Genomic DNA, 25608 nt, shown 5'->3' on the forward strand with positions numbered 1-25608 from the left:
CGGGAAACCGCCCTGAACAGCAGAAAAGCGCCCACGAAAACCCGTGGAGCGCCACTAGTGTTCGATTTGTGGGTAGGGATGCGTTCGGCGATCGGGACACCATCATGGGGTGCCTGGACGCGATGGAGGCGGTCCATGCCCGGTTGGCGCGGTGCTCGTTCGACGCGTTGAGTCCGCAGGAGTTGGTGGAGGTGCTGGCCCGCCGGGAGGCGCTGGCCCGGCAGGCCCCGGTCATCGATCACCAGATCGTGGCCCGCTTCGTGGCCGAGGGCCATTGCGAGGCGCTGGCGGGATGCTCACTGGCCAAGGCCCTGGGTGAGCGGTTGCGGATCAGCGCCACAGAAGCCCGCCGGCGCATCGATGAGGCCGCGGTACTGGGTCCGCGCACCGCGATCACCGGTGAGGCCCTCGCACCGGTGCTGCCCAGCCTGGCTGCCGCCCAAGCGGGCGGGCAGATCGGCCCCGAGCATGTGGCGATCGCGGTCAAAGCGATAGACAAGATCCCGGCCCGGATCGCGGCCGCCGATCGGGAGCGCGCCGAACGCGACCTGGCCGAAATGGCGACACAGTTCGCCCCGGAGACCTTCCGGCGCCTGGCGGTGCACCTGATCGCCGTATTGGATCAAGACGGCAAGGAACCCGACGACCGCCAACGCCACGCCCAGCGCGGCCTGCGACTCGGTCCGCAACGCCCCGACGGGATGAGCAGCCTGTCCGGCACGATCAGCGCGCAGCTGCGGGCCACCCTGGAACCGGTCCTGGCCAAGCTTGCCGCCCCGGGAATGTGCAACGCCACCGACGAGGCCCCCTGTGTCTCCGGCACCCCCAGCCAGGAGCAGATCGAGCACGATCACCGCACCCGCGACCAACGCCAGCACGACGCGCTGCTGGCCGCGCTACGGGCCACCCTGGCCAGTGGGGACCTCGGCCAACTCAACGGCCTGCCGGTCACCGTGATCGTGACGACCACCCTGACGCAATTGCAGGCCGCCACCGGCACCGCCCACACCGGCGGTGGCTCCCTGCTGCCAATGAGTGATCTGCTGCAGATGGCCTCACACGCCCACCAACTTGTTGAATCCATTCCTGGAGGGTCTGGTCTGCAGCCATGCTCTTCGAGGCGGTGGTCGGCTCCGCTCGATGCGTATCTGTCACCTGCGAGGGTTGACTCAGTAGTGACCTGCGTCCGTCCACCGCCGCACCGAGGAGTGGCTTGAGAGAGGCCTGCATAGCCGAAAGTTGATGTGCCCTCCTCGCTTCCAACGAATCGAGAAGGAGCCGCACACATGCAAGCACTATCCAGCATCGATCACCGGGTGGTAATCGCCATCGATCCGCACAAAGCATCGTGGACCGCCGCAGCTGTCGGCGAATCCCTGCAACCATTTGCCACGTTGCGAGTACCCGTGAGCCCAGAGGGCTACCGCTCCCTGCACCGCTTCGCCCGCACCTGGCAGGCCAACCTGTGGGCCATCGAAGGTGCCCATGGAATGGGTGCTCCGTTGACCGCACAGCTGGCCCGCGACGGTGTGGACGTGGTGGACGTGCCCGCCAAACTTGCTGCCCGCGTGCGGCTTCTGTCCACCGGCCACGGACGAAAGAACGACGACGCCGATGCTCTGTCGGTGGGCATCGCCGCACTCAACGCTGCCCAGCTCACCACCGTCACCGTCGATGACGCCGCCGCCGCACTACGGGCCATCGTCGAGCACCGCGAAGACTTGGTGAAGACCCGCACGCAAACCATCAACCGGCTCCACGTCGTCCTCACCCGATTGAGCCCCGGCGGAGCACCGGGCAATCTCACCGCCGACCGTGCCGCGACTCTGCTATCCACGCTCCGACCCCGCGACCCTGCCTTAAAGACCTTTCGCGCCTTGGCTACCGACCTTGTCAGCGAGATACGCCACCTCGATCGCCGCATCGCTAAGGCCGTCCGCGACATCAAATCCGCGGTCACCGCATCCAAGACCACCCTCACCGAACTGCACGGCATCGGAACACTCTCGGCTGCCAAAATCATCAGCCACGTCGGATCCATCGACCGATTCCGTTCAGCGGCCGCCTTCGCCACCTACACCGGGACAGCTCCCATCGAAGTGTCCTCCGGCGATGTCACCAGACACCGACTCTCCCGGGCCGGGAACCGTCAACTCAACTCCTGCCTGCACGTCATGGCACTGACCCAAGTCCGCAACCATCCACCAGCACAGGCCTACTACCAGCGCAAACGATCCGAAGGCAAAAGCAAGCGTGAAGCAATGCGCTGCCTCAAACGACGCCTATCCGACGCGGTCTACCGACAGCTCACCCGCGACGCCCGCCTACATGAGGCGGACCCGGGAGGACACCCGGGGGCGGCTCTATCGTCTCGCGCGGCCGGCTGACACCCCGCACACCGGCACTTCAGACAAGTCACTTCCCGGGCCCGCCAGACCAACCTACAACGCCCCCCTTGACACAGAGAGGCGTCACTACCTGAGCATCTTCGACGGCCACGGCCGAGCGCTGTGGCTGGGCCGGTCCAAACGCCTCGCCACCGCCGATCAGCGCATCGTGCTGCACGCCCGCGACCGCGGCTGCACCCGACCCGGCTGCACCGTCCCGGGATACCTGACCCAGGCCCACCACATGCGCGAGTGGGCCGATGACGGCCACACCGACATCGATGACCTGACCCTGGCCTGCGCCCCCGACAACCGGATGGCCACCGAACAGGGCTGGACCACCCACCTCGGTGACACCGGCCGCGTCGAATGGATCCCCCCACCCAAACTCAACCACGGCCAACCCCGCACCAACCCCTTCCACCTCATCGAAACCACCATCGACTACCACCGCGCCGCACCTGAGGTTGAGCCGCCCGACCCCCAACCACCACCACCGGGTTGGCCGGACCTCGACGAACCCCTACCCGGCGACCCCGGCTACGACGAAGCCTTCGAGGGGCTGCTCCGCAGCTACGAGGCCATGGACTACGACGCCCTCGCCAACCGATTCAGCCTCGCCGACGACTGGGAAGAAACCGGCTGACGAATCGGTGCTCAGCCGCCGTGGCAGCCGGTGCCGCTGCCGGGCCCGCCCGGGCCGCCGCCGCCGGGGTTGGGAACGCAGCCGCCACCACCGCCGGAGTGACTGCCGGGAGTGGTACCCGCGGCGCCCGCCGTTCCGTTGGAGCCGTTCATGCTGCCCGCACCGCCCACGCCGCCGGTTCCGCCCTGACCGCCGGGGGTATCGGGTCCCTTGATCCCGGCGTCGCCACCGTTGCCGTACCACGATCCGGCGTTGCCGCCCGCGCCGCCGGCGCCGCCGTTGCCACCGTTGCCGAACATGCTGCCGCCGTCACCACCGGCCCCGCCCGCCGCGCCGGCCACGCCGGCACCGCCGTCGCCACCGTTGCCGATCATGCCCGCCGAGCCGCCGGCCCAGCCGGCGCCGTCGTTCACGCCGGCCACACCGTCGGCCCCGGCCCCGCCGTTGCCGAACAGGAAGCCCCCGTCGCCGAGGTCGCCGTACAGGCCGGTGCTGCCCAGCAGCGAGGTGTTCGCGTCGGTGAAGTCGTCGACGCCATTGCCGATCAGGTCGCGACCGAACAGGTAGACGAACGGCGCGTTGAGCATTTCGGCCACCTGCGCGCCGGAGTCACTGGCCAGCCATACCTGCAGCGCGTCGTTGACCGACTGCCCGAAGTCGGACGGGTCCAGCGCCACGGCACTGCCGCTGAAATCGGTGAACGAGTCGGCGGCTGTCCCGCCGTCGAAGACGTTCACCAGCGGGTCGACGAACACGTCCCACAGGTCGGCGTGCGCGGTGGGGGCGGCGACCGATGTCATTCCCCCGGCCAGGAAGGCCGCGGCTGTGGCGCCTACGCCGATCATGCGCTTGCTGTGACTAGCCATCGTGCACCTCGTTCTACGGAATCCAGCCAGGTATTACTCAGATTGGTCACACTAATGCCTGAACCCGAAGATGCAAGTTGATCAGTCGCAATTACCCGCTCTTGCGGACAATATCCCGGCCCTTACCCGATGACGCGGTCCGGCCTGGTGTAGACGTTCATCGCGTCGCCGCGCAGAAACGCCACCAGCGTCAACCCGGCTTCGGCAGCCAGATCGACGGCCAGCGACGACGGGGCCGACACCGCGGCCAGCAGCGGCACCCCGGCCATCACCGCCTTCTGGGTCAGCTCGAACGACGCCCGCCCACTGACCAGCAGCACCGCCCCGGTCAGCGGTACCCGACCGTGTTCGAGCGCCCAGCCGATCACCTTGTCGACCGCATTGTGCCGTCCGACATCTTCGCGAACCACCAGCAGCGACCCGTCCGTGTCGAACAACGCGGCGCCGTGCAGTCCGCCGGTACGGGCGAACATGTCCTGGGCGGCCCGCAGTTGGTCGGGCATCGCCGTCAGGGCCGCCGCGCTGACCCGCACCGGATCGTCGCCGGGGCCGTAGCGGCTGGCCAACCGCACCGCTTCCAGAGATGCCTTGCCGCACACCCCGCACGACGAGCTGGTGTAGAAGTTGCGGGTCAGATCCACGTCCGGTCGCGGCACGTGCTCGGCCAGCGTCACCTCGAGCACGTTGTAGTCCTGCGGTGGGTTCTGCCCGGTGCCGCAGCAGTAGCGTGCCGTCACCACGTCGTCGCGGCCGGCGATGATCCCCTCGGTGAGCAGAAACCCCTGGACCAGTTCGACATCGGCTCCGGGGGTACGCATCGTGACGCTGAGCGGAGCGCCGTTCACTCGGATTTCCAGCGGCTCCTCGACGGCCAGAGTCTCCTCACGTTGCGTCGTCGTGCCGGCGCGAAGGTGCCGGGCGTTGCGGCGTATGACCCGACCCATGTTCCCCATCATGCTCGCCGGGGTGGTGCGCCGCGGTTAGGCTCGGACAATGAGTGAGCGAAAGTTCCTTGGCTGGCCGGTGATCCGGCAACTGCGCACCGGTGACCTGCTGGGCCGCGGCCCCGCGGTGACGTCCGAACACACCCGCGAGACCACTCCACGAACCGCGACCGCCGACCGGGTCGTGGCCAGCGTCTGCCCGTACTGTGCGGTGGGCTGCGGCCAACGCGTCTACGTCAAAGACGAGAAGGTCGTCGGCATCGAGGGCGATCCGGACTCGCCGATCTCCCGGGGCCGGTTGTGCCCGAAGGGTGCGGCCAGCGAGCAGCTGGTGAACTCCCCCGGCCGGCAGATCACCGTGCTCTACCGCGCGCCGCGGGCCACCGACTGGCAGCCGCTGGAGCTTGACACCGCGATCGACATGGTGGCCGACCGATTCATCGCCTCGCGGCGCGACACCTGGCAGGACGCCGACGAAAATGGGCGCGCACTGCGCCGCACCATGGGCATCGCCTCATTGGGCGGCGCCACGCTGGACAACGAAGAGAACTACGTCATCAAGAAACTCTTCACCGCCGCCGGCGTCATACAGATAGACAACCAAGCTCGTATTTGACACTCCGCCACGGTTCCCGGTCTGGGAGCCTCCTTCGGTCGCGGTGGGGCGACGCAATTCCTGCAAGACATGGCCAATGCCGACTGCATAGTCATCCAGGGTTCGAACATGGCCGAGTGCCACCCGGTGGGATTCCAGTGGGTGGCCGAGGCCAAAGCCCGCGGCGCGGTGGTGATCCACGTCGATCCGCGCTTCACCCGCACATCGGCTGTGTGCGACAAGCACATTCCGATCCGGGCCGGATCCGACGTGGTGCTGCTGGGTGCGCTGATCAACCACATCCTCACCGAGGGCCTGTGGTTCGGTGACTACGTGCTGGCCTACACCAACGCCGCGACGCTGGTCGGTGAGGACTTCCGCGACACCGAGGATCTGGGTGGGCTGTTCTCCGGGTTCGACCCGGCCACCGGCAGCTACGACAACGCGACATGGGCCTATCAACGAGACGAGGCCGGCTCGCCGGTGACCGACGTGACGCTGCAGCACCCGCGCACGGTGTTCCAGATCCTCAAGCGGCACTACGCCCGCTATACCCGCGACATGGTCCGCGAGGTCTGCGGCATCGACGGGGCAGCATTCGACTATCTGGCCGCCGCGGTGACATCCAATTCCGGGCGGGAGCGCACCACCTGCTTCGCCTACGCCGTCGGCTGGACCCAGCACACCCTGGGCGCCCAGTACATCCGCACCGCCGCGATCCTGCAGTTGCTGCTGGGCAATGTGGGCCGCCCGGGCGGCGGGATCATGGCGCTGCGCGGGCACGCCAGCATCCAGGGCTCCACCGATATCCCGACGCTGTTCGACATGCTGCCCGGCTATCTGCCGATGCCGCACGCCGGCAAGCACGACACCCTGGCGGACTACCTGGCCGCCGTCGCCTCCAAGCAGCAGAAGGGGTTCTGGGCCAACGCCGACGCCTACACTGTGAGCCTGCTCAAGGCGTGGTGGGGCAAGGCCGCGCATGCCGAAAACGACTGGGGCTTCGACTATCTGCCGCGGCTGACCGGCGCGCACGGCACCTATCAGACCGTCACCGGGATGCTGGACGACAAGGTGCAGGGCTACTTCCTGCTCGGCCAGAACCCGGCCGTCGGTTCGGCCAACGGCCGCCAGCAGCGCCTCGGCATGTCGCACCTGAAATGGCTGGTGGTCCGTGACCTCAACCTGATCGAGTCGGCCACCTGGTGGAAGGACGGACCCGAGATTGCCTCCGGCGAGCTGCGCGCGGAAGACATCGACACCGAGGTGTTCTTCCTGCCGGCTGCCAGCCACGTGGAGAAGGCCGGGACCTTCACCCAGACCCAGCGACTGCTGCAGTGGCGGCACAAGGCCGTCGAACCGCCGGGCGACGCCATCAGCGAGCTGGCGTTCTTCGTCGAGCTGGGCAACCGGATTCGCGCCAAGCTGGCCGGCTCCACCGATCCGGCCGACCGGCCGCTGCTGGATCTGGTCTGGGACTACCCCGTTGACGAACACGGCGATCCCGATCCGCAGTTCGTGCTGGCCGAGATCAACGGCCACCAACTGACCGGTGACGAGGCCGGCCGGTGCCTGTCGGGTTTCACCGAACTGCGCGCCGACGGTTCCACCGCCGCCGGCTGCTGGATCTACAGCGGCGTGTACGCCGACGGGGTCAATCAGGCCGCCCGTCGGGTGCACCGTGGCGGGCCGGGCCGCACCCAGTCGCAGTGGGGCTGGGCCTGGCCGGCCGATCGCCGGATCCTGTACAACCGGGCGTCTGCCGACCCGGGCGGCGTGCCCTGGAGCGAACGCAAGAAATACATCTGGTGGGACCCCGAGTTGGGCCGCTGGGTGGGCGATGACGTGCCTGACTTCGTGATCGACCGCGCCCCGGGATCGTCGGGTGATCCGGCGACCGGTGGACCGGCTGCGTTGGGCGGCGACGATCCGTTCGTGATGCAGCCCGACGGCAAGGGCTGGCTGTTCGCGCCCAAGGGCGTCGTCGACGGTCCACTGCCCACGCACTACGAACCGCAGGAATCCCCGGTGGTCAACGCGCTGCACGCTCAACAGCGCAACCCCGCCCGAATCACCTTCTCGCGCAAGGACAATCTGTCCGCCCCCAGCGCCGGGGAGCCGGGCGCCGACGTCTACCCCTACGTGTTCACCACCTATCGGCTGACCGAGCACCACACCGCTGGCGGGATGAGCCGCTGGCTGCCGTACCTGGCCGAGCTGCAGCCGGAGATGTTCTGCGAAGTGTCGCCGGCACTGGCCGCCGAACGGGGCCTGGAGAACTACGGCTGGGCCACCATCATCTCGCCGCGGGCGGCGATCGAGGCTCGCGTGCTGGTGACCGATCGGATGACGCCATTGGTGGTGGGCGGGCACACGGTGCACCAGATCGGGCTGCCGTACCACTGGGGAGTCGGTGGCGACGCGGTGGTCAGCGGGGACGCCGCCAACGACCTGCTCGGGGTGACACTGGATCCCAACGTGCAGATCCAGGAGTCCAAGGCCGGTTCGTGCGACATCCGGCCGGGCCGTCGGCCGCACGGCGAGGAGTTGTTGCGTCTGGTCGCCGAGTACCAAAGTCGTTCCGGCGCAACGCCAGAGACCGGAAACACCGATCCGGAGAGGCAGGACTGATGGGCCAACTGTCCGGACCTACCGACCCCGCCGCCGACGCCGGGTGGTCAGAGATACCCGGAAAGCGGCACCCGCGCAAGGGGTTCCTGACCGACACCTCGATCTGTATCGGCTGCAAGGCCTGCGAGGTGGCCTGCAAGGAGTGGAACCACAATCCGGCCGACGGTGACCTGGAGCTGCTCGGGTCGTCCTACGACAACACCGGCGCGCTGGGCGCCAACACCTGGCGGCACGTGGCGTTCATCGAGCAGGGCCGCGACGCCATCGCCGAGGCGCGGGAGAGCGGACGGCAGCTGATCGACCTGGGCATGCCGAAAATGCCCGGCGCGGCACCGGATCTCACTCCTCCCGACACCGATCAGTTCCGCTGGCTGATGTCCTCGGACGTCTGCAAGCACTGCACGCATGCCGGGTGCCTCGACGTCTGCCCGACGGGATCGTTGTTCCGCACCGAGTTCGGCACCGTGGTGGTACAGGACGACATCTGCAACGGCTGCGGCAACTGTGTGCCGGCGTGTCCGTTCGGCGTGATCGAGCGCCGACCCAACGGCACGGCGGGCGTATCGGCCGAACGCGCCGGTATCGCCCAGAAGTGCACCATGTGCTACGACCGGCTGGTCGACGACGAGATTCCGGCCTGCGCGAAAACCTGTCCGACCGAATCGATCAAGTTCGGCGACCACGACGATCTCGTCGCCGAGGGCCGGGAGCGGGTTGCCCGGCTGCACGCGCAGGGCCGCACCGAGGCCCGGCTCTACGGCGCCAATGCCAATGACGGTGTCGGCGGCACCGGGTCGGTCTTTTTGCTGCTCGACGAGCCGGAGGTGTACGGCCTGCCGCCCGACCCACGGGTGGGCACCGCGGACCTGCCGGAGATGTTCCGGCGGGCCGGACTGGCCGCCGCCGGGATGATCGGCGCGGTGGCGGTGGCGTTTCTGGGGAGGCGACGGTGAGCACCCAGCAGCAGCCCAGGCGGCGTCGGCGTCGCGGCGGTGGCGACGGCGGCCGCGAGATGCCGATGGTGCCCGACGTGACGTTCAGCTCCTACTACGGCCGGCCGGTGGTCAAGCCCGCGCCGTGGTCGCACGAGATCGCCGCGTATCTGTTCCTCGGCGGGGTTGCGGGCGGCTCCGGACTGCTGGCCGCCGGCGCCCAGTTGACCGGGCGAAAGGTGTTGCGGCGCAACTCCCGGCTGGCAGCGCTGGCAGCGGTGGCGCTGAGTGCGGCTGCGCTGATCAGCGACCTCGGCCGCCCGGAGCGGTTCGTCAACATGCTGCGCACCATCAAGCTCACCTCACCGATGAGCGTGGGGTCGTGGATCCTGTCGGCGTTCAGCACCGGTGCCGGGGTGGCCGCGGCCGCGGAGGTCGACCGGCTGACCGGCGAGCGGCTGCCGCTGGGTCCGCTGCGCGGTGTGCTGCGCGCGGTGGAGGGCCCGGCCGGATTGGAGGCGGCGGTGTTCGCGGCACCGCTGGCCGTATATACCGCAGTGCTGTTGGGCGACACCGCAACCCCGACCTGGCATGGCGCCCATCGGGACCTGCCGTTCGTGTTCGTCAGTTCGGCCGGCCTGGCCTCCGGCGGCCTGGCGATGCTGACCACGCCGGTGGCCGAGGCCGGGCCGGCGCGGCGCCTGGCGATGCTCGGCGTCCTCGGCGACGTGATCGCCACCCGGTTCATGGAGCAGCGGATGGACCCGGTGGCCGCCGAGCCGCTGCATGAGGGCCGGGCCGGGGCGATGCTGCGGGCCAGCGAACGCCTGGCGGTGGCCGGCGGTATCGGCACGCTGTTGGGCGGCCGGCACCGTGGGGTGGCGGCGCTGTCGGGGGCGGCGTTGCTGGCGGCGTCGGCACTCACCCGGTTCGGGGTGTTCGAGGCCGGGATCGCCTCGGCGAAGGATCCCCGCTACACCATCGAGCCGCAGAAGCGCAGGCTGGCGGCGCGCCGTGCCGCGGGGATCACCGACGATTCGATCACCACGGCGGGGTAGCCGACTAATCGGTCATCTTGTGCAGCGCCGATCCTTTGTGCATGGCGATGTGGTCGGTCTTGTCGCTTTTGATCTCGTACTGCGGGTCGTCCGGGCTGCAGTGCCGGCGATGCCCCTTGTAATCGGTGTCCGCGGTGTGGACCTCGGTGATCCGGCCGGTCACGTAACCGGCCTCGGAGTTCCACCGCACGTGATCACCCACGTTGAATTCACTCATCGCACCTCGATTCCGCTGCCCGCCACGGTATGCCCGATCACCGGATACCCGGGAAGCTCGCCGACCACCAGCAGGCCCCCGGAGGTCTGCGCGTCGGCCAGCAGTAGCAGGTCGTCCTCGGTCACCCCGGGTCCGGGGCGCAGGTGCGGGCGCACCCAGTCGAGGTTGCGTCGGGTACCGCCGGAGACGAATCCGTCGCGCAGCGCGTCGCGAGCGCCCTCGATCACCGGCACCGCCGCGCGGTCGATCACCGCGCCGATGCCGGAGGCCCGGCACAGCTTGTAGAGATGGCCGAGCAGCCCGAACCCGGTGACGTCGGTGGCGGCGCGCAACCCGGCCGACACCGCAGCCACCGCCGCGTCGCGGTTCAGCGCGATCATGGTGGCGATCGCCTCGCCGAACACCTCGCCGGTCGCCTTGTGCCGGTTGTTGAGCAGCCCCACCCCGATCGGTTTGGTCAACGTCAGCGGCTGGCCCGCTCGTGCGGCGTCGTTGCGCAGCAACCGATTCGGGTCCGCCACTCCGGTGACCGCCATGCCGTACTTCGGCTCCGGATCGTCGATGGAGTGTCCCCCGATCACCGGGCACCCCGCCTGCGCCGCCACCGCCAGCCCACCGCGCAGTACCTCGGTCATCAGTTCCATCGGCAACGTCTCCCGCGGCCAACCGACCAGATTGATCGCGACCACCGGCTCTCCGCCCATCGCGTAGACGTCCGACAGCGCGTTGGCGGCGGCGATTCGGCCCCAGTCGTAGGCGTCATCCACCACCGGGGTGAAGAAGTCCGCGGTGGACAGCACGGCCAGGTCGTCGCGCACCAATACCGCCGCGGCGTCGTCGCCGTCGTCGAGGCCGACCAGCACCCGGCCGCCGGATTGGCCGGTCAGGCCGCGCACCGCGTCTTCCAGCTCACCGGGCGGGATTTTGCACGCACAGCCGCCGCCATGTGCGTAGCCGGTCAATCGGATGCGCTGCGCCGAGCCCATCGGCTTAGGCTAGTCACCGCGTCGTCATCGACGCAGGGAGGCGTCTGAGTCCTGGTGGGCTCCCCGGTCTTCAAAACCGGTGAGGTCGAGCAACTCGGCCTGGCGGGTTCGATTCCCGTCCGCCTCCGCTCGTGTCGAGGAGGTGGGAGTGAACGAGGTGGACCCGCGGCGCGCGATTCCGCGCACCGACGCGCTGCTGATGCTGCCCAGCGTGGCCGCCGCCCGCACCCGACTCGGCGAACATGTGGTGCGCGGGCTTGTGCGCGACGCTCAGGACCTGGCGAGACGCGGTGAACTCGCACCTGATCAGGTGGAATACGCTGTGCTGAAACAGCTTTCAGAACACACCGGGAGCACTTTGCGTCCCGTGCTCAACGCGACCGGGGTGGTGGTGCACACCAACCTGGGCCGGGCGCCGTTGTCGGCCGCCGCGGTCGATGCCCTGGTGGCTGCCAGCGGTTACGTCGACGTCGAGTTGGACCTGGCCACCGGGGCCCGGTCGGCGCGTGGTGTCGCCGCGCGAGCGGCACTGCTGGCGGCATGCCCGCCCGCCGAGGACGCCCTGGTGGTCAACAACGGCGCCGCCGCCTTGGTTTTGGCGACCACCGCACTGGCCACCGGCAGGGAGGTGGTGGTCAGCCGTGGTGAGTTGATCGAGATCGGAGCCGGGTTCCGGTTGCCCGACCTGATCGCCTCCACGGGTGCCAGGTTGCGTGAGGTGGGTACCACCAATCGCACCCACCTGCGTGACTACGCCGAAGCCCTCGGCCCACAGACCGGCTGCATCCTGAAGGTCCATCCCAGCAACTTCGCCGTCCACGGATTCACCGCGGCGGTCGAACTACGCGAATTACGGCCGCTGGCAGCAGAATACGATGTGCCACTGGTGGCTGACCTGGGCAGCGGGCTCCTCGCGCCCGACGCACGGCTGCCCGGCGAGCCGGATGCGACCACAGCCCTGACCGATGGCGCAGACGTGATCACCGCCAGCGGGGACAAGCTGCTCGGCGGCCCACAGGCCGGCGTGGTGCTGGGCCGCGGCGAGATCGTGGCCCGGCTGGCCCGGCATCCGTTGGCCCGCGCGGTGCGCGCCGACAAGCTCACGCTCGCGGCACTGGAGGCGACGGTCTCCGGCGCGGCTCCCCCGGCCACCCGGGCCCTGCACGCCGACCCGGGCCGATTGCAGGCCCGCGCGCAACGGCTGGCCGATGCGGTCGGGGCCACCGTCGTCGCGCACGACGGCCGGGTCGGGGGTGGTGGTGCGCCGGGAGTCCCGCTGCCGGGCTGGGCGGTGCGATTGCCGGAAACGGTGGCCGCGCCACTGCGCCTCGGTGATCCCGCGGTGCTGCCCAGGGTGCATGACGGGGCCTGCCTGCTCGATCTGCGCTGCGTGGCCGAGCCCGACGACGAACGGCTGCTGGCCGCGGTGCGAGCCGCTCTCGACCGGATCAATTGAAGATGTTCGTCGTCGCCACCGCCGGCCACGTCGATCACGGCAAATCCACCCTGGTGCGCGCACTGACCGGAATGGAACCCGACCGGTGGGCCGAGGAACGCCGCCGCGGGCTCACCATCGACCTCGGATTCGCCTGGACCGCACTGCCGTCGGGTCAGCAGGTGGCCTTCGTCGATGTCCCGGGCCACGAACGCTTCCTGCCCAACACCCTGGCCGGCCTGGGGCCCGCCTCGGTCGTCTGCTTCGTGGTCGCCGCCGACGAAGGCTGGCAGGAACAATCGGGCGACCATCGCGACGCCCTTGCAGCCCTGGGCATTTCCCAAGGACTTGTGGTACTCACCCGAGCTGATCGGGCCGGCGCCGCACGCATCGACGAGGTGTCACACCAGGCCCGAAGCGAGCTCGCCCAGACCGGCCTGCACGATGCCCCGCTCGTCGTCGTGTCGGCAGCCGACGGCACCGGCCTGGACACGCTGCGGGCGGTTCTCGACGACATGCCGGCCCGGTCGCCGGCACCCCAAGCGGACGGACGGGTCCGGCTGTGGGTCGATCGATCGTTCAGCATCACCGGCGCGGGGACGGTGCTGACCGGCACCCTGACCGCCGGAACCCTGACCGTCGGTGATCACCTGCAGTTGGTGCATCGCGGACAGCCGCGCGACGTGGTGGTCCGCGGGTTGCAGAGCTGCGGCGAGCCGCACGCGGCGCTCGGCCCCACCGCCCGGGTGGCGGTCAACCTGCGGGGTGTGGCTGCCGGTGACGCCGGACGCGGCGACGTCCTGGTGACCCCCGACGCGTGGTTCACCACCGCTGTCGTCGACGTACGGCGTGACACCGGCGCATCGCTGAACGACGCCCCCGCGTGTCTCGTCGTCCACGCCGGCACCGCCGCGGTGCCCGCCCGACTGCGGTGTTTCGACGGCGAGCACGCCCGCCTGACGCTGGAATACCCTGTGCCGCTGTCCCTCCCGGACCGCCTGCTGCTACGAGATCCCGGAGCGCGCCGCATCCTGAGCGGAGTGACGGTGCTCGACGCCGACCCACCCACGCTGCGGCGTCGTGGCGATGCGGCCCGCCGAGCCACCGCGCTGGCAGGTTTCGATCCGAACGGTGACCCGGCCGCAGAGGTGAGCCGGCGCGGAGCCGTCCGTGAACGACTGCTGCGGACGCTGGGCTTCACCTGGCCGGCGGTACCCCCTGGCGTCCGGGCTCTCGGCGACTGGTGGGTCGATGAGTCCCACTATGCCGGATGGCGGCAACGTCTGATCGATACGGTGCAGCAGCTACAGCATCAAGATCCGTTGGCGGGCGGTCTTTCTCGTGGAGCAGCCGCGGGTCTGCTCACCCTGCCGGATCAGGGATTGCTGGCTGCGCTCATCACCGATGCCGCGCTGGAGGAGCACGCCGGGCGGATTCGGCTGCCGGATGCCGTCGGCGACCTCGGGCCGGCCGAGGCCGCGATAGCCGAGTTGGAAACCCGTCTTGCGGCAACCCCGTTCCATGCTCCGGAGGCCGACGACCTGACCGAACTGCGACTGGGGATACGCGAGCTGGCCGCGGCCGAGCGGGCCGGCCGGCTGCTACGACTGCGTGAGGAACTGGTGCTGCTGCCGAGTGCCCCGGCCCTGGCCATGCGCGAGCTGGCCCGGTTGGATCAGCCGTTCACCGCCAGCACCGCCCGCCAGGCCCTGAACACCACCCGGCGAGTCATGATCCCGCTGCTGGAGCACCTCGACACCCGAGGCTGGACCCGTCGGATCGATGCGGTCCACCGGGAAGTCGTGCACTGAATGGTGCCGGGAAACACGAAATGCCCCGGCGAACCGGGGCATTCTGATGTGCCCTGGGTTGCACGGAGTCGGTTTGCTTGACTTCTGGTCACGACGTCCACGAAGGAGCCGTGTCCGTGCCCAAGCGTTATCCCGAAGAGTTCCGCCGCAAGGTGCTCGACCTGGTGGCCGCTGGCCGTCCGATCGCGCAGATCGCAGCGGATCTGAATGTCAGCGACCAGACCATCTACGGCTGGCGAAAACAGGAACTCATCGACACCGGCCAGCTACCAGGGCTCAACCGCGCTGAGCTGGCCGAGCTCAACGCAGCCAACAGGCGCATCCGCGAGTTGGAAACTGAGGTGGCCGTCCTGAAAAGGGCACGTGAGCTGCTGCGGGAGCCGCACGACCCAAAAGGCGGTACGCGGCCATAGAGACTATGGCCGCAGAAGGACTCCCCGTACAGGTGGCCTGCCGGCTGTTGGAGGTCACCGAGTCGGGTTACTACGCATGGCGCAGCCGGGCGCCGTCGGCTCGGGAGGTCCGCCATGCGTGGCTGACCGAGCAGATCCGGGCAGTACACATAGCCTCGCGGGGTACCTACGGCGCCCGCCGGGTTCACGCCGAACTCACCCTCGGCCTGGGGCTGCAGGTCGGCCACAACCAGGTCGAGATGTTGATGGCTCGCGCGGGCATCAAGGGTCTGCCAGGTACTCGTCGTGCCCGGCCCCGTCACGAGACGCCCACCGCGACTGATCTGGTGGAGCGGATGTTCACCCGTGATGCTCCAAATCGGTTGTGGGTCACCGATATCACCGAACATCGCACCTACGAAGGCAAGGTGTATTGCGCGGTGGTACTGGACACGTTCTCCAGGCGGGTGGTCGGCTGGTCGATCGATTCGAGTCAGACCGCGGCGCTGGTCACCAACGCGCTCGGCATGGCGATCAGCAACCGCGACCCCCATGCCGGTGGGATCATCCATTCCGACCACGGCGTGCAATTCACCTCCTGGGCATTCACCGATCGGGCCAAGCGGTCGGGGTTGGTCCCGTCGATGGGTTCGATCGGCGATTGCTACGACAATGCAATGATCGAATCATTCTGGGGCAGAATGCAAACCGAGCTACTCAACCGCAAACGCTGGAAGACCAGAATCGAACTAGCAAACGCGATCTTCGACTACCTGGAGATCTTCCACAACCGCCAACGCCGCCACTCCGCCCTCGGCATGCGCACTCCGATAGAGTTCGAACTGTTACACCAATCCGCCAAACCCGTGGCCTGAAACCAAGTATGGCGACACCACCGAACCCAGGGCACATCATTCCGTGTTTGTTGCGCGACAGGTGCCGGTTACGGAGCTTCCGGGGTCAGCCCGAGGTCCAGCGCGCTGTACAGCCCGGCGTCGCTCAGATCAGCCAGGGGCGTAGCCGCGACGGCGTCCGAGTAGTCGGTTGGCGCGAACCACGACGCGAGCGACGAGATGTCGAAGTTGCCGAACGGGGTCTTCATGATGTCGATGACGTCCTTGCCGTCGCCGTCCGCGTCGTAGTAGAGGTTGGTGAAGCCCATACCCAGCTGGTTCTGGTTGTAGACGTCGCCGGCCTCGGTCACGAACAGGTTGTTGATGCCGCCACCGAACAGCGACTGCGTGAGGTAGTTCGTACCGGTGAGCTCCACGCCACCCCGGGTGAAGGTGGTGTCTTCCACCCGCCAGGTCTGCGAGAACGGGTCCTTGTCGGCCAGCAGCTGGGCAGCGCCATACGTCGGCGACCAATTCACGTCGGCCGGAGCATTCTTGTCCAGCCCGAGGTTCAGCGCGCTGTACAGACCGGCGTCCTTCAGCAACTCCGCCGGCGAGGCCTCGGTCAGCTTCGACATGTCGGCCGGAGCGAACGTCGACGCCATCGACGAGATGTCGAAGTTGCCGAACGGGGTCTTGATGATGTCGACGACATCCTTACCGTCGCCACCCTTGTCGTAATAGAGGTTGGTGAAACCCATACCCAGCTGGTTCTGGTTGTAGACGTCCTTGTTCTCATCGATGAACACGGTGTTGAACCCGCCGGCCGACGACGTGACGTAAGTGGTGCCGTCGAGGACGGTGGAGCCCTTGGTGAAGGTGGAGTCGACGGCCCAGGTGGTCGGCGAGTTGGCGCCCTGCAGGAGCTCCGCAGTGTCGATCGAGTAGTTCGGCGCCCACGTCGGCGCCGGCGTCGGCGTCACTTCAGCGTTGGCCGCCGCGGCCGTGAAGAACGCGGCCGCAACTGCCCCACCTGCCACAACACCTAGTGCAACAGATTTCATAATTCCCCCCTTGTGGAGTTGTTGAGTGGACGTTTGTCCCGACTGTGAAGTCACCGTTAACTTAGAGACCGGGGCATGGCCTGTCAAACGCAAATCACAGGATCAGCGTGAATTCGCCTTGGCTCGCCGTATCCGCCCGGGGCCGGTTTCGCCTGACCGCGCGACTAAAACCGCAGCTCGGACGATGAATCGGGGAGAGATTCGGGGCCCGATCACATCCGAACGCGCCCGACACACCTTGGGATACGGCAGTGGCGACTCTCAGCTACCGCGGCTCCCGGGCGTCACACCAGCGGGCGCCCTGTCCGCATCCGCCACCGCATGTCGGCCATCAGCGCGTTGAACGGGAACCGCCGCAGCGGCCCGGGAGTCAGTTTGTTGACCACCCGCAACGCAGCGATCAGGGCATCGAACTGTCGCTGCTTGGCCGAGTCCCAGGGCAGCCCCATCTCGTCGCGAAACCGCTGCGGAAGGAATCCGGTGGTGATGAACAGCGACGGCGCCTCCACCAGCTTGTGCAGTGGGCCCGGAAGCGTCACCCCGCGCGCCCGAACCGTCGCTATCCGGTAGAGGTACTTGCGCACCGGGGCGTCGATGGAGATGTTGGTGTCGAGCTGCTGCTGCCAGTACCGGTCGAACGCCTCCCGGTTCGGCGGCCACATCTCGGGGCGCATCTGCAGCGCGGTGCCGAAGATCTTGGCCTCCCGGTATTGCCGCTCGGCCTCGTCGTCATTCATCTCGCCGTAGAACATTCGATACAGGTCCACCGAGCCCTTGTAGAGGCAGGCCGCCACCCATAGCTGCAGGTCCGGGTCGAACGCGCTGTATTTCACCGGACTGTCCTCGGTGGAGCGGACCTGACGGTGCGACCCGTCGATCGCCTTCTTGAAGGCGAGCTGTTCGGTCTCGCTGCCCAGCGCGACCACCGCCAGGTAGCCGATCGTGGTGCGGGCCCGCTTGAACGGGTGCAGATCCGCGCGCCCGCTGTCGACGACGCTTTCCAGCACGCCGTAGCCCACCCCCGGGCGCGCCAGCTGCATGATCACGTTCGCCGTGCCGGCCATCAGCGAGAGTCCGAACAGCCCGTCGGAGAGCTCGCCGGCGTGGCTCGGCGGGGCGGCGCGACGACGCTTCGGGTCGACTGCCGCACTGACTGGCCGCTCTACCTGGTGCATCGCCGTGTTTGCCACTGTCTACCCGCCAATTCTGAAAACGTGCGTTTCCTGATATTGCTCCGCGTTCCAGCGCGATGTCAAGATGGTGAGTATGGTCACGGCCAACACGTCGGGCCCCCGCCCCTACGGCGGGGTGGATGCCGCAGATCGGCAGGCCTCACGCCGCGCACGGCTGTTGGCGGCCGGCCTCGACATGCTCGGCGCCGAGCCCGCCGAGATCGCCGAAGTGACGGTTCGGGGGATCTGCCGCGAGGCCGGCCTGACCGCCCGCTACTTCTATGAGAGCTTCGCCGACAAGGACGAGCTCGTCAGCGCGGTGTTCGACGCCGTCATCGCCGACCTGGCCGCCAAAACCCGGTCGGTGGTGGATTCCGCACCGGCGGATCAACAGACCCACGCCGGCATCTCCAACATCGTGCGGACCATCGCCGGGGACACCCGGATCGGACGGTTGCTGTTCGGCGCGCACCTGAGCAACGCGGTGGTGGTGCGCAAACGCGCGGAATCCAGTGCGCTGCTGGCGATGCTGTCCGGGCAACACGCCGGTGCGGTGCTGCGCCTGCCGGCCAACGACCGGATCAAGGCGGCCGGACACTTCGTGGTCGGCGGGGTCGCGCAGACCATCAGCGCATGGCTGACCGGCGAGGTGCAGTTCACACCGGAACGCCTGATCGAGCATCTGACGGCTCTGCTGGACAGGCTCGGCAATCCCAACCTGTATCGCGATTAGGTGGCTGCGCGCACTCGCCTGTCGGCCGCGGTCTTGGGCGTGACGTGTTCTACGTCGGCGGCGAAGTCCTTTGTCCAGCAGGCGAATTCCAGTGTGATTCCGTCGGGATCCTGGAAGTAGAACGACCGGACGTATACCCCGGGGTGCAGCGTCACGCTGGCCTGCCACTCGGACTCGTCGTGGTTGAGGATCGGGCCCACCCGCACGCCCTTGTCCTTCAGCCGCTGCCGGTAGGCGTCGAACTTCTCGGCCGGCACGTGGAAGGCCAGGTGGTTGAGTGTGCTTACCGCACTGGTGATCTCGCCGATACCGGGGATGGCGTCCGGCGACGAGATACCGGGTACCCGATCGGGGGCGTCGGGGAACCAGAAGAACGCGACGCAGGCCCCATTGCCGGCGTCGAAGAAGAAGTGCTGTCCGCCGTCGGCCGGCAGGTCCAGCGATTTGATCAGCGGCATCCCGAGGATGTTGCTGTAGAAGTCGACGGTGCGTTCCATGTCCGAGCACACCATCGCCACGTGGTTGATCCCGCTGATCTCGAACTCGGTGTTGACCCCGTGGGGTTTGATCATGGCTACTCCTCTGGTCAAGACCGTAATCTGAATCTAACATCAGATTCAGATTCGATCCAGACTCCCAGCGACAGGAATCCGGCTCCGTTGTCGATACCCTCCGAACAACCCGTGCGGCGTGCCCCGTTGCCCACCCACCGGGGTCGGCGCACCCAGGCCGCGATCGACGCGGCAGCGCGCACCGTGATCGCCCGAAAAGGCGTGTTGGCCACCACCATTGCCGATATCGCCGCCGAGGCAGGCCGGTCGGCCGCGTCGTTCTACAACTACTACGACTCCAAAGAGGCCATGGTCCGCGAGTGGGCCCTGCGATTCCGCGACGAGGCCGGCGAGCGGGCAGCCGGCGTGGTCCGCCACGGCCTGTCCAACCGAGAGCGGATCGAGCAGGCCACCGCAGCGCATTGGCACACCTACCGCAACCGCCTCGCGGAGATGGTCGGCGTCTCGCAACTGGCGACCGTCAACGACGACTTCGCCCGCTACTGGGCGGAGATCTGCGCGGTACCGGTCGGTCTCATCACCGACATGATCCGGCGCGCCCAGGCGGACGGGCATTGCCCCGGCGATGATCCGGAGTTGCTGGCGGTGGCAATCGTGTCGATGCTCAACCAGTTCTGCTACGCCCAGCTCGCCGGCGGCGCCGACCCCGACGACGAAGCCTGTATTCGCACCCTGTCCAATGTGTTCTACCGGGCGATCTACACCGGCAAGGACTGCTGACCGTGCGGGTTCTGGCGCACTTCATTCCCGGGCGCAAGGTCAGTGAATTCGTTGCACCCGAATCGGATTGGCTGGACATCCGCTGGTGCGCCGCCGATGACGACGTCACCTTCGCCGCTGAGATCGCCGACGCCGAGGTGCTCTGGCACGTGCTGCGCCCGTTGCCCGGCTCCGACCTGCGCAGTGGGCCGCGGCTGCGCCTGGTGCAGAAGTTCGGTGTCGGGATCAACACCGTGGACGTCGGCACCGCGACCGAACTCGGCATCGCGGTGGCGAACATGCCGGGTGCCAACGCGGCGTCAGTGGCCGAGGGCACGGTTCTGCTGATGCTCGCCGTGCTGCGCAGGCTGCTGCCACTGGATCACGCCACCCGGGCGGCCCGCGGATGGCCCACCGATCCCGAACTGGGCGAGCACTGCCGAGACATCGGCGGCTGCACCGTCGGGCTGGTCGGCAACGGCAGCATCGCGCAGCGGGTGGCCGGGATCGTCGCCGCGATGGGCGCCGAGGTGCTCCATACCAGCACCGGTGACGACGGGCGGCCCGGCTGGCGCCCGCTGCCGCAGCTGCTGGCCGAATCCGACGTCGTCTCCGTGCATGTGCCGCTGACCAGCAGCACCCATCACCTGCTGGACCGGGCCGCGCTGGCACGCATGAAGTCGGGCGCTGTACTGATCAACACCGCGCGCGGCGAAGTGGTCGACGAGCTTGCGCTGACCGAGGCGCTGGTCACCGGACGACTGGCCGGCGCCGGCCTGGACGTGTTCGCCGTCGAGCCGGTGCCCGCCGACAACCCCCTGCTGCGGCTGGACAACGTGGTGCTGACCCCACATGTCAGCTGGTACACCGCCGACACCATGGCGAGGTATCTGACCGTCGCCGTCGAGAACTGCCGGCGGCTGCGCGACGGGCAGCCGCTGACCCACGTAGTAAACCAACCGACTGGTTGTTAGATTCACTTCACGCATCCACTGAAAGGCGCAGCCATGCCGATAGCGATCACCTCTGAACATCAGGACCTGGCCGACTCGGTGCGGTCCCTGCTGGCACGCGCGGTGCCGTCGGAGATGCTGCACGCCGCGATGGACACCCCGATCACGAATCCACCGCCGTACTGGCAGGCCGCCGCCGAGCAGGGCCTGGCCGGGGTGCACCTGCCCGAGGGCGTGGGCGGGCAGGGCTTCGGGATCGTGGAGCTGGCCGTGGTGCTGGCCGAATTCGGTTACGGCGCAGTGCCGGGACCGTTCGTCCCGTCGGCGATCGCCAGCGCCCTGATCGCCGCCAACGATCCGGGTGCCGCCGAACTGAGCGGGCTGGCCGGCGGCGAGGTGATCGCCAGTTACACCCTCAATCCCGGCCTGACCGCCACCGCCGAGGGCTCGGGTCTGGTGATCCGGGGCGAGGCCCGTGCCGTAGCGGCGGCCGGCCAGGCCTCGCTGCTGGTGGTGCCGGTGGCGACCGACGGCGATGAGCACTGGGTGGTGCTGCGCGCCGACCAGCTCGAGATCGTTCCGGTGCAAAGCGTGGACCCGCTGCGCCCGATCGCCCACGTGCGTGCCGACGGGGTCGAGGTCGACGCCACCGCGGTGCTGAGCAACCTCACCGCGGCGCGCGCGCACGCACTGATCTCGACGCTGCTGTCCGCCGAGGCGGTCGGGGTGGCTCGCTGGGCCACCGACACCGCCGCGGAGTACGCCAAGATCCGCGAACAGTTCGGCCGGCCCATCGGCCAGTTCCAGGCGATCAAGCACAAGTGTGCGGAGATGATCGCCGACACCGAGCGTGCCACCGCCGCGGTGTGGGATGCCGCCCGCGCGATCGACGAGGCCGACGAGAGTGGTTGGGACGCCGCCGGTTCGACGGTGCAGTTCGCGACCGCCGTGTCGGCCACCCTGGCACCGAGCGCCGCGCAGCGCTGCGCCCAGGACTGCATCCAGGTGCACGGTGGGATCGGCTTCACCTGGGAGCACGACGCCGGTGTCTACTACCGCCGGGCGCTGATCCTCGCCGCGTCCTTCGGGGCCCGCGGAAAGTACCCGCAGCGCGTCGTCGACACCGCCACCGCCGGTGGGATGCGCAAGATCGACATCGATCTGGACCCCGACACCGAGAAACTGCGCGCCGAGATCCGCACCGACGTCACCGCACTCAAGGCCATGGAGCAGAACGAGCGAACAGTGGCGATCGCCGAGGGCGGCTGGGTGTTGCCGTATCTGCCCAAGCCGTGGGGTCGGGCCGCCGAGCCGATCGAGCAGATCATCATCGAGCAGGAGTTCGTGGCCGGCCGGGTGCGCCGCCAGGCGATGGGTATCGCCGCGTGGCTGATCCCGTCGATCGTGGCATTCGGCACCGATGAGCAGAAGCAGCGATTCCTCCCGCCGACATTCCGCGGTGAAATGATCTGGTGCCAACTGTTCTCCGAGCCCGGCGCCGGTTCGGACCTGGCCAGCCTGACCACCAAGGCCACCAAGGTCGACGGCGGCTGGCGGATCAGCGGCCAGAAGATCTGGACGTCGGCCGCGCAGTTCTCCTCGTGGGGAGCGCTGCTGGCGAGGACGGACTCCAGTGCCCCCAAACACGATGGCATCACCTACTTCCTGCTGGACATGAAGGCCGAAGGCGTGACGGTCAGTCCGTTGCGGGAGCTCACCGGCGGGGCGATGTTCAACACCGTCTACATCGACGACGTGTTCGTGCCGGACGAGTTGGTGCTCGGCGAGGTGAACCGGGGCTGGGAGGTCAGCCGCAACACCCTGACCGCCGAGCGGGTGTCGATCGGCGGCTCCGAGATGCCGTTCCTGGCCAGCCTCGACGGCTTCGTGGAGTTCATCGGCGACGGCGACTTCGATAATGGCGAACAGCGCCGGGCCGGCCAGTTGATCGCCGAAGGGCACGCGGCCAAGCTGCTCAACCTGCGCTCGACGCTGCTGACGCTGGCGGGCAAGGACCCGATGCCGGCTGCGGCGGTGTCCAAGCTGCTGTCGATGCGCACCGGCCAGGGTTACGCCGAGTTCGGAGTGGGCACCTTCGCCGGTGACGCCGCGATCGGCGACCCCGAGCAGCTGCCCGGCAAGTGGGCCGAGTACCTGTTGATGAGCCGTGCCACAACGATTTACGGCGGCACCTCGGAGGTGCAGCTCAACATCATCGCCGAGCGCCTGCTGGGCCTCCCCCGCGACCCGTAGGAGTCCCCGCCTTTGCCGCGAGCGTGCGTGTTTGCGCGCCGACACGCCGGTCCGTTGCGTACAACTGCGCACGCTCGCGCCGGAGATGGAGCCCCTGCTAGCGTCACGGCCGTGACCGACACACCGCCAGCACCCGGACGCCGCGGCATGGCTGCCTGCGGAGAACGTGAAACCCTGCAAGCTTTCCTGGATGACTTCCGGGACATTGTGGTGCGCAAGGCATCCGGGCTGTCCGATGCAGATGCGCGTCGTCATCTTGTGCCCTCCGCGACGACGGTCGGCGGCCTGGTCAAGCACCTGCGCTGGGCGGAGTACGGCTGGTTCGACCAGCTGCTGACCGAGCACCTGGACGACAACCGCCGGCCGCACGACCGCGAGTGGGAGTTCGTGCTCTCCGACGACGAACTGTTGCCGACGCTGGTCGCCGAATACCGCCAGCAGTGCGAGCAGTCCCGGCGGATCGCGGCGAACTATCCGCTGGACCACACGGTTGCGCACCGTCGGCTCGGCCCAGTCTCGCTGCGCTGGATCTACGTGCACATGATCGAAGAGACCGCCCGGCATTGCGGGCAGATCGACATTCTGCGTGAACAACTCGATGGTGCAACGGGTTTCGACTGACGGAACAGAACTCGTGCTGGCACCCTGCGCGAGCGTGCATTGTTGTACGCCAAAACCGGCGTGTCCTCGTACAGACACGCACGCTCGCCAGCCGGGAGGCACCCCCAGCTCGCGGTCGGAACTACAGGTCGCGGAGTTCGCGCTTGAGGATCTTGCCGGTGGGGTTGCGCGGCAGCTCCTCAAGGAAGACCACGTCGCGGGGCACCTTGTAACGGGCCAGGTGCTCCTTGACGTAGACCTTGATGGCGTCCTCGTCGACGTCGGAGCCTTCCTTGCGCACCACGAAGGCGCGCAACCGCGCGCCCCACTCCTTGTCGTCGACGCCCAGCGCGGTCGCCTCGACCACGTCCGGGTGTCCGCTGATCAGGTCTTCGACTTCGGCGGGGAACACGTTCTCACCGCCCGAGACGATCATCTCGTCGTCGCGTCCGGACACGTAGAGCAGGCCGCGCTCGTCGAAGTAGCCGACATCGCCCGACGACAGCAGCCCGTCGATGATCTGCTTGCCGCCGCCACCGGTGTAGCCCTCGAACGGGAAGAAGTTGCCGACGAAGATCCGCCCGACCTGACCCTGCGGCAGTTCGTTGCCGTTGTCGTCGAGGATGCGGACCTTCACGCCCTTGACCACCGGCCCCACCGTCGCGGGGTTGAACTGCAGGTCGGCCGGCCCGGCGATGGTCGCGAACGCGACCTCGGTGGAGCCGTACATGTTGTAGATGACCGGGCCGAGGTCCTTCATCGCCCGGGAGGCCAGCTCGGCACCGAGCTGCGAACCGGAGACGAAAACGATCCGCAGATTCGACAGGTCCGGCTTGTCGTCGGTCTTCTCCAGCTCGTCGAGGATCCGCGACAGCATGACCGGGACGACGACCATCCCGGTCACCTTGTGCTTCTCCAGGTCCTGCAGCACGGTGGCCGGCTTGAAGCGCCGCCGCAGCACCAGCGTCGAGCCGAAGAACATCGCCAGGGTGCCGTGCAGGTAGCCGAGTGCGTGGAACATCGGCGACGGCAGCGAGGTCACCTCACCGGCGCGGAACGGGACGTGCGACAGGATGCCGCCGATCGGGGCCAGCGTGGGCGGGGTGCTGCGGTTGGCGCCCTTGGGGGTACCGGTGGTGCCCGACGTCAGGATGATGATCGACGCATGCTTGGTGACCTTGGGTGCCGGCGCTTTGCTGCTGCGGGCGATCAGCTGCGCCAGCGTCTCGTCGGCGCTGCCGGACGGTTCGGCAACATCGGGGTTGACCCCCAGCGCCCGCAACTTGCCCAGCGGCGGGTCGGCCTGCGCGACGGCGGCGGTGTACTCGTCGTCGTAGATGATCACCTTGGCGCCTTCGCGCTCGGAGACGTCCTTGATCTGCGGGCCGGAGAATTCGCTGTTCAGCATGATCAGCCGGGCCCCGACCCGGGCGGCGCCGTAGTTGGCGATCAGGAACCAACGGTGGTTGCGGGCCAGGATCGCCACCCCGTCGCCGCCCCGCACACCCATGGCGATCAGGCCGTTGGCCACGGCGTTGGCGGCGTCGTCGAGTTCGGCGAAGGTGATGCTTCCGTCGTCGTCGATCACGGCGAGCCCGTTCGGATTGCGGCGGGCGTTGAGCGCGGGGATCATCCCCAGCTCGCCCCAGCGCGCCCCGTCGGCCAGCGCGCTGGCAAGGACCCGCGGCGATTCCAGCTTGAGCGCACCGGACTGGAAGATCTTGCGCAGATAGTGCAGCTCGGCATTGCCGCGTTCGAGATAGCCCCCGAGCCAGGCTGCCGCCTGGTTGGGCAGGTCAGTGAGCTTAGCCATAGAGCAACCTTATGTG

The 25608-nt window shown here is 68.2% G+C and carries 20 protein-coding genes, 1 tRNA gene and 2 pseudogenes; 15 read left to right on the forward strand and 8 right to left on the reverse strand.

Features of this window, described 5'->3' with window-relative positions; all coding sequences use genetic code 11:
• Positions 1 to 68 precede the first annotated feature (68 nt).
• From K6T84_RS13940 to K6T84_RS13950, 3 genes and pseudogenes are all read left to right on the forward strand, one after another.
• Positions 69 to 1217, forward strand: a complete 1149-nt coding sequence (locus tag K6T84_RS13940) for a DUF222 domain-containing protein (RefSeq protein WP_304621304.1) — start codon at positions 69 to 71, stop codon at positions 1215 to 1217.
• A 69-nt stretch (positions 1218 to 1286) separates the two neighbouring features.
• A complete protein-coding gene (locus K6T84_RS13945; RefSeq protein ID WP_329786694.1) occupies positions 1287 to 2387 on the forward strand; it encodes an IS110 family RNA-guided transposase in 1101 nt (366 codons plus the stop codon).
• An 85-nt stretch (positions 2388 to 2472) separates the two neighbouring features.
• Positions 2473 to 3033, forward strand: a pseudogene (locus tag K6T84_RS13950) (HNH endonuclease signature motif containing protein); the annotation flags it as partial.
• 11 nt (positions 3034 to 3044) lie between these two features.
• On the opposite strand, the gene K6T84_RS13955 reads toward K6T84_RS13950, so the two are convergent.
• Both K6T84_RS13955 and fdhD read right to left on the reverse strand, forming a co-directional pair.
• Positions 3045 to 3899: a hypothetical protein gene (locus K6T84_RS13955; protein ID WP_304621303.1), complete on the reverse strand. Its 855-nt coding sequence runs from the start codon at positions 3897 to 3899 to the stop codon at positions 3045 to 3047.
• Positions 3900 to 4021: 122 nt separating this feature from the next.
• Positions 4022 to 4843, reverse strand: a complete 822-nt coding sequence (fdhD, locus tag K6T84_RS13960) for a formate dehydrogenase accessory sulfurtransferase FdhD (RefSeq protein ID WP_225401147.1) — start codon at positions 4841 to 4843, stop codon at positions 4022 to 4024.
• Between the two features lie 49 nt (positions 4844 to 4892).
• On the opposite strand from fdhD, the gene fdnG reads away from it, so the two are divergent.
• Genes fdnG through nrfD form a run of 3 tightly spaced genes read left to right on the forward strand, consistent with a single transcriptional unit; the run spans position 4893 to position 10059 of the window.
• Positions 4893 to 8069, forward strand: a complete 3177-nt coding sequence (fdnG, locus tag K6T84_RS13965) for a formate dehydrogenase-N subunit alpha (protein WP_225401146.1) — start codon at positions 4893 to 4895, stop codon at positions 8067 to 8069.
• The gene (locus K6T84_RS13970) at positions 8069 to 9022 is read left to right on the forward strand and encodes a 4Fe-4S dicluster domain-containing protein (protein WP_225401145.1); all 954 of its coding nucleotides are present in this window, start codon (positions 8069 to 8071) and stop codon (positions 9020 to 9022) included. The genes fdnG and K6T84_RS13970 overlap by 1 nt, the downstream gene beginning before the upstream one ends.
• Positions 9019 to 10059: an NrfD/PsrC family molybdoenzyme membrane anchor subunit gene (gene nrfD / locus K6T84_RS13975; RefSeq protein WP_304621302.1), complete on the forward strand. Its 1041-nt coding sequence runs from the start codon at positions 9019 to 9021 to the stop codon at positions 10057 to 10059. The genes K6T84_RS13970 and nrfD overlap by 4 nt, the downstream gene beginning before the upstream one ends.
• Before the next feature lie 4 nt (positions 10060 to 10063).
• Here nrfD and K6T84_RS13980 read toward each other — a convergent pair whose 3' ends face one another.
• Together K6T84_RS13980 and selD are read right to left on the reverse strand one after the other, a co-directional pair.
• Positions 10064 to 10276 carry a hypervirulence associated TUDOR domain-containing protein gene (locus tag K6T84_RS13980; protein ID WP_225401144.1) on the reverse strand — a complete coding sequence of 71 codons (213 nt, stop codon included), beginning with the start codon at positions 10274 to 10276 and terminating at the stop codon, positions 10064 to 10066.
• Positions 10273 to 11262: a selenide, water dikinase SelD gene (selD, locus tag K6T84_RS13985; RefSeq protein WP_225401143.1), complete on the reverse strand. Its 990-nt coding sequence runs from the start codon at positions 11260 to 11262 to the stop codon at positions 10273 to 10275. The genes K6T84_RS13980 and selD overlap by 4 nt, the downstream gene beginning before the upstream one ends.
• 36 nt (positions 11263 to 11298) lie before the next feature.
• On the opposite strand from selD, the gene K6T84_RS13990 reads away from it, so the two are divergent.
• From K6T84_RS13990 to K6T84_RS14005, 4 genes and pseudogenes are all read left to right on the forward strand, one after another.
• Positions 11299 to 11390, forward strand: a tRNA-Sec gene (locus K6T84_RS13990).
• Positions 11391 to 11410: 20 nt separating this feature from the next.
• The gene (gene selA, locus K6T84_RS13995; RefSeq protein WP_225401142.1) at positions 11411 to 12718 is read left to right on the forward strand and encodes an L-seryl-tRNA(Sec) selenium transferase; all 1308 of its coding nucleotides are present in this window, start codon (positions 11411 to 11413) and stop codon (positions 12716 to 12718) included.
• A gap of 2 nt (positions 12719 to 12720) precedes the next feature.
• Positions 12721 to 14508, forward strand: coding sequence for a selenocysteine-specific translation elongation factor (selB, locus tag K6T84_RS14000; RefSeq protein WP_225401141.1), 1788 nt, complete (start codon positions 12721 to 12723; stop codon positions 14506 to 14508).
• Positions 14509 to 14624: 116 nt separating this feature from the next.
• Positions 14625 to 15775 (forward strand): annotated as a pseudogene (locus K6T84_RS14005) (IS3 family transposase).
• 68 nt (positions 15776 to 15843) lie between these two features.
• Here the strand turns inward: K6T84_RS14005 and K6T84_RS14010 are convergent.
• A complete protein-coding gene (locus tag K6T84_RS14010; protein ID WP_329786695.1) occupies positions 15844 to 16773 on the reverse strand; it encodes a hypothetical protein in 930 nt (309 codons plus the stop codon).
• 308 nt (positions 16774 to 17081) lie between these two features.
• A complete protein-coding gene (locus K6T84_RS14015; RefSeq protein WP_225401139.1) occupies positions 17082 to 17972 on the reverse strand; it encodes an oxygenase MpaB family protein in 891 nt (296 codons plus the stop codon).
• Between the two features lie 82 nt (positions 17973 to 18054).
• Here K6T84_RS14015 and K6T84_RS14020 point away from each other — a divergent pair, with 82 nt between their 5' ends.
• Entirely contained in the window at positions 18055 to 18702 is a 648-nt protein-coding gene (locus K6T84_RS14020; RefSeq protein WP_225401138.1) for a TetR/AcrR family transcriptional regulator, read from the forward strand.
• Here the strand turns inward: K6T84_RS14020 and K6T84_RS14025 are convergent.
• Positions 18699 to 19274, reverse strand: a complete 576-nt coding sequence (locus tag K6T84_RS14025; protein WP_225401137.1) for a VOC family protein — start codon at positions 19272 to 19274, stop codon at positions 18699 to 18701. The genes K6T84_RS14020 and K6T84_RS14025 overlap by 4 nt on opposite strands.
• Positions 19275 to 19385: 111 nt before the next feature.
• Between K6T84_RS14025 and K6T84_RS14030 the strand changes: the two genes are divergently transcribed.
• The 4 genes from K6T84_RS14030 (at position 19386) to K6T84_RS14045 (ending at position 23800) form a co-directional block, all read left to right on the forward strand.
• On the forward strand, positions 19386 to 19994 hold the full coding sequence (locus K6T84_RS14030) for a TetR/AcrR family transcriptional regulator (RefSeq protein WP_408066112.1): 609 nt from the start codon (positions 19386 to 19388) through the stop codon (positions 19992 to 19994).
• Positions 19991 to 20947: a 2-hydroxyacid dehydrogenase gene (locus K6T84_RS14035; protein ID WP_225401939.1), complete on the forward strand. Its 957-nt coding sequence runs from the start codon at positions 19991 to 19993 to the stop codon at positions 20945 to 20947. The genes K6T84_RS14030 and K6T84_RS14035 overlap by 4 nt, the downstream gene beginning before the upstream one ends.
• Positions 20948 to 20980: 33 nt before the next feature.
• Complete coding sequence (locus K6T84_RS14040; protein WP_225401135.1) at positions 20981 to 23179, forward strand: acyl-CoA dehydrogenase family protein; 2199 nt, start codon at positions 20981 to 20983, stop codon at positions 23177 to 23179.
• 111 nt (positions 23180 to 23290) lie between these two features.
• Positions 23291 to 23800 (forward strand): DinB family protein, encoded by a 510-nt coding sequence (locus tag K6T84_RS14045; RefSeq protein WP_224864099.1) that lies wholly within the window; start codon positions 23291 to 23293, stop codon positions 23798 to 23800.
• Positions 23801 to 23921: 121 nt separating this feature from the next.
• Here the strand turns inward: K6T84_RS14045 and fadD2 are convergent, their stop codons facing one another.
• Positions 23922 to 25592, reverse strand: a complete 1671-nt coding sequence (gene fadD2 / locus K6T84_RS14050; RefSeq protein ID WP_224864098.1) for a long-chain-fatty-acid--CoA ligase FadD2 — start codon at positions 25590 to 25592, stop codon at positions 23922 to 23924.
• Positions 25593 to 25608 lie beyond the last annotated feature (16 nt).

Source organism: Mycobacterium zoologicum (assembly GCF_020181635.2).
GTDB lineage: Bacteria > Actinomycetota > Actinomycetes > Mycobacteriales > Mycobacteriaceae > Mycobacterium > Mycobacterium zoologicum.

Excerpts from the sequence above, each read along its gene's own strand:
- K6T84_RS14015 (WP_225401139.1), bottom strand. The coding sequence starts at position 17,972 with ATGCACCAGGTAGAGCGGCCAGTCAGTGCGGCAGTCGACCCGAAGCGT.
- fdhD (WP_225401147.1), bottom strand. The coding sequence starts at position 4,843 with ATGGGTCGGGTCATACGCCGCAACGCCCGGCACCTTCGCGCCGGCACG.
- K6T84_RS13955 (WP_304621303.1), bottom strand. The coding sequence starts at position 3,899 with ATGGCTAGTCACAGCAAGCGCATGATCGGCGTAGGCGCCACAGCCGCG.
- K6T84_RS13945 (WP_329786694.1), top strand. The coding sequence starts at position 1,287 with ATGCAAGCACTATCCAGCATCGATCACCGGGTGGTAATCGCCATCGAT.
- K6T84_RS14020 (WP_225401138.1), top strand. The coding sequence starts at position 18,055 with ATGGTGAGTATGGTCACGGCCAACACGTCGGGCCCCCGCCCCTACGGC.
- K6T84_RS13970 (WP_225401145.1), top strand. The coding sequence starts at position 8,069 with ATGGGCCAACTGTCCGGACCTACCGACCCCGCCGCCGACGCCGGGTGG.
- K6T84_RS14025 (WP_225401137.1), bottom strand. The coding sequence starts at position 19,274 with ATGATCAAACCCCACGGGGTCAACACCGAGTTCGAGATCAGCGGGATC.
- K6T84_RS13980 (WP_225401144.1), bottom strand. The coding sequence starts at position 10,276 with ATGAGTGAATTCAACGTGGGTGATCACGTGCGGTGGAACTCCGAGGCC.
- selB (WP_225401141.1), top strand. The coding sequence starts at position 12,721 with ATGTTCGTCGTCGCCACCGCCGGCCACGTCGATCACGGCAAATCCACC.
- fadD2 (WP_224864098.1), bottom strand. The coding sequence starts at position 25,592 with ATGGCTAAGCTCACTGACCTGCCCAACCAGGCGGCAGCCTGGCTCGGG.
- selD (WP_225401143.1), bottom strand. The coding sequence starts at position 11,262 with ATGGGCTCGGCGCAGCGCATCCGATTGACCGGCTACGCACATGGCGGC.
- K6T84_RS14040 (WP_225401135.1), top strand. The coding sequence starts at position 20,981 with ATGCCGATAGCGATCACCTCTGAACATCAGGACCTGGCCGACTCGGTG.